Raw genomic sequence first — 3,367 nt, 5'->3', positions numbered from 1 at the left:
TTCAACAACCGAAGACTCCTGGGGCCCATCGGACACATCCCACCGGCAGAAGCCGAGGCCAACTACTATGCAGCGCTGAAGGAAACCGCTATCGCTGCATGACCCCAACCAAATTGCCTCCGGGGTTACCGGGGCGGTTCAGCATGCGCCAAGGAGAACATCATGGGAACGCCATTATGTATTGAGAGCCTGTCACAGGTGCGCAAAAGCGCGGCGAAGTGGCTTTCAGTCCTCTCGGTAACAGCCTTGAGCGCCGGATTGGCTCAAACCGCCCATGCCGACTATCCCAATGCCCGCGTGACCAATAATACAGAATACACCGTTTCGGGCAAAGTTGAATACGTGTCTTGGTTATGTAGCGATGACAGCTATAGCGTTGCACCGGGGAAAACATGGACTGCCTCAAGCCGGGGTGTGTGCCTGATCGACGACATTACCGGGTCGACGGGCGGAGCGATCGGGAAATATGGTGAAAGCACCAGTATAACCCCTTATCATGCCTCGCCCGCCACGTCATATGGTAGCTTTCAAATCAATGCGTTTAGTGGGTCTTACCGAATTTTTTCGGCCGACGAATGGGACAAGGTTAGCAATACCAAACAAGGCAAAAGCCCCGGGTTTTACTTCGTTAACAAAACCGCTTGGCCCCTAACCTATTCTCTCGACCAAGTGGGGTGTTTGTACCACGGTATAATCCCGGCAGGTGAAGGTGAAAAGGGCGTCAGACGGGTGGATACAGGCGCGGTTTGGTTTACCCTGAAAATTGCTATCCAGCCCGACGGTATCGACCCTGTATCCAACTGGGATTGCGTTAAACCTGTTGCCGAACTTGTCGGTGATGTCGCCATGGCGGCAGTGACAGGCGGCGGCACAGCCGTGGCCAAGGCCGGAGGCAAAGTCGTTGTTAAACAGGTCGCGAAAGAAGCTTTGAAAGCTGGCGCAAAGAAAGCCATCAAATCCGCCGCCAAAAAAGTGTTGACGGATCTCGGCAAAGACGAGCTTGGCAAACTCTTGTCGGATGCCGGTAGCGTTGAGCTATACGGACAATATGCCGGATATGAATGGCCGTTTCGCTGCGATAATATGCCAGAATATCACATTATCGGCGGGCCCGAACCACTTAAAGACGAAGATGGCAAGATCTACCTGGAACGGGGGACTCCGTTCAAGGTGATTAAAGTCAATGATTGCGGTGATGATATGATGACCGGATCAAAGCGCTCTATGGAATCCGATCAAAGCTCGTTCAGCGATTGGCCCGGCGGCGGCGGCAATAGCCTCGTTGAAACCGGCGACCCAACTTGTGTCACATTTTATACAGGCACAAATGCTGGCGGCCAATATGAGCAGCTTTGCGGTGTGAATGACAACAGTCCAATACCTAAGGATTTTTCTATTCCTTATCGCAACAAAATTATGAGTTTTAAATGCAATTCTGGTCTTAAATCTTTGCTTTTATTAAACTTAAGAGAACCCGTGAAAGCTTATTCGTGCAAGGGCGGCAATGTCATCAATACAGACGGGAATTTTCAGTCAGCCACAGCGGCTGTTTTTTATACTGCGCCATGTTGCGGTGAAGAGCCCAAGCCCCTGACGGCGGCGCAACAAGCGGCCCGCGCTCAGGCGGCAGCAAAAGCTGCCCAGGAAGCGAGAGTAGCAGCAGAAGCACAAGCAGCTGCTGTGGCCGCAGAGAGGGCCGTAGAACGGGCCGCAGAACAAAAGGCGTTTGAAGACCGCGTCAACGCTGAAAATGCGGCGTTGGAAGCGGGCTGGGCCGCGAGTGCAAGGCTCCTCTATGGCAATTGCAGTCATCGCGGAACTGTCTCATCCATCGAAAGTCCCGGCGCCGTCGCTGAAGAGATTAGGATATTCAATAAAGGATCCAAAACCATCCATATTTACTGGATCGACACGCAGGGACAAGAGGTCAATTATGCGTCGCAAGACGAACCGGTCCACACCATTGCCTCGGGGCCGTCTGGCGTAACCGAATATGGCGCGCCGAATTATTTATACATCGCGACGGATGACAACGGCGAATGTGTGGGTATTGGAAACGGGATTAATTTCTCCGGTGAATTTAATTTCGACCCCGACCTTGTCGTCCCCGGTGCCAACCCGCAAAAGGCCTCTGCGCCGTCGCAGACCGGCTCTTCTGAACAAGGGAGCTATACTGATGAGGATTCGGGATATGAAGACACCAATGTCTATAACGATGATCAATCCGGCAATAATGGTGCATCAAACAATGTAGAAGGCCCCGGCTGTGAATATTTCGGACAAGTGGCGTCAACTGACGAGGGCGAGATCGTCGACGTACGGTTCGAAAATCAAACCAACGACATGCTGGACATCTACTGGATCGACGGTAATGGACAGCCCAGCAATTATTCAGAGGATGACGGTACCGTTGCGTCTATTCCGGCGCAGTCTTTTCAGAATGTCAGAACCAGAATTGGACATATCTTTGTAGGAGTTGATTCTACAGGAATATGCCTCGGGATGGCCGCTGCTGAGACCAGCGGAGAGACCATCGCCTACACACCACTACAGTAAGTGCGGGTCGTTTTGAGAAGCGGGCGCAACTGGTATAGCCGATGCGCGCTTGTTTTATTCACCGCAACCTTACTTGCTGGGTGCGCGGCGTCGCAGGAAAGCTCGCCTGACCTTGCTAGTTTCAGGTTGGGTGAGCGCCCCTATTCCCCGTCAGCACCCATGAGACAGATCGGCTAAATTGCTAAGTGAGGGTTTGTGGCTCATCATTTCCTTAGAAGGAAAGCCGATGAGGCAGAAATCAAAGGCCGAAGGATCGGCAGAACGACACGTCAAAGAGATCAAGCGACAGACGCGGCGGAAGTTTTCAGCCGAAGAGAAGATCCGGATTGTTCTCGAAGGACTGCGCGGAGAGTATTCCATTGCAGAACTCTGCCGACGCGAGGGCATCGCGCAGGGCCAGTATTACACCTGGTCGAAGAACTACATGGAAGCTGGCAAAAAGCGGCTGTCGGGCGACACGGAGCGTCAGGCTACATCCGGCGAAGTGACGGTCCTCAAGCGCGAAATGCGTGATCTGAAAGAAGTCGTTGCCGACCTCACTCTGGAAAATCGCGTGCTTAAAAAAAGCGTGATCGGGGATGGGGAGGATATCGAATGAGATATCTTGCATCGTAAGCGTCCGGCGTTGACGCCCTTGACCTGATCAGGCTTTGCAGCTCCAGGGCAGAAGTTCGTCGATGCGGTTGATCTTGTGGTCAGCGATCTTGGACAGGACGTGCGTGAGCCAGGCTTGTGGATCCACGTCATTGAGCTTGGCTGTCTCGATCAGGGTGTAGGCGATGGCAGCGGCATGTCCTCCGCCCTCGGAGCC

Annotated in this window: 2 protein-coding genes and 1 pseudogene; 2 read left to right on the top strand and 1 reads right to left on the bottom strand. The window is 53.2% G+C overall.

Going from position 1 to position 3,367, the window contains the following annotated elements; translation table 11 throughout:
* The first annotated feature begins 162 nt into the window (after positions 1 to 162).
* Positions 163 to 2,556 carry a hypothetical protein gene (locus tag ACESNI_RS14425; protein WP_373088111.1) on the top strand — a complete coding sequence of 798 codons (2,394 nt, stop codon included), beginning with the start codon at positions 163 to 165 and terminating at the stop codon, positions 2,554 to 2,556.
* A gap of 226 nt (positions 2,557 to 2,782) precedes the next feature.
* Positions 2,783 to 3,168 (top strand): annotated as a pseudogene (locus ACESNI_RS14420) (transposase); the annotation flags it as partial.
* A 31-nt stretch (positions 3,169 to 3,199) separates the two neighbouring features.
* Here ACESNI_RS14420 and ACESNI_RS14415 read toward each other — a convergent pair.
* Positions 3,200 to 3,367 (bottom strand): transposase domain-containing protein (locus ACESNI_RS14415; protein WP_373088114.1); only part of this gene is annotated, 168 nt, incomplete at its 5' end.

It is taken from the genome of Sneathiella sp. (genome assembly GCF_041689005.1).
In the GTDB taxonomy this organism is placed as follows: Bacteria; Pseudomonadota; Alphaproteobacteria; order Sneathiellales; family Sneathiellaceae; genus Sneathiella.
The sequence above is the reverse complement of the archived record's forward strand: the minus strand, read 5'-3'. Positions and strand labels throughout refer to the sequence as shown.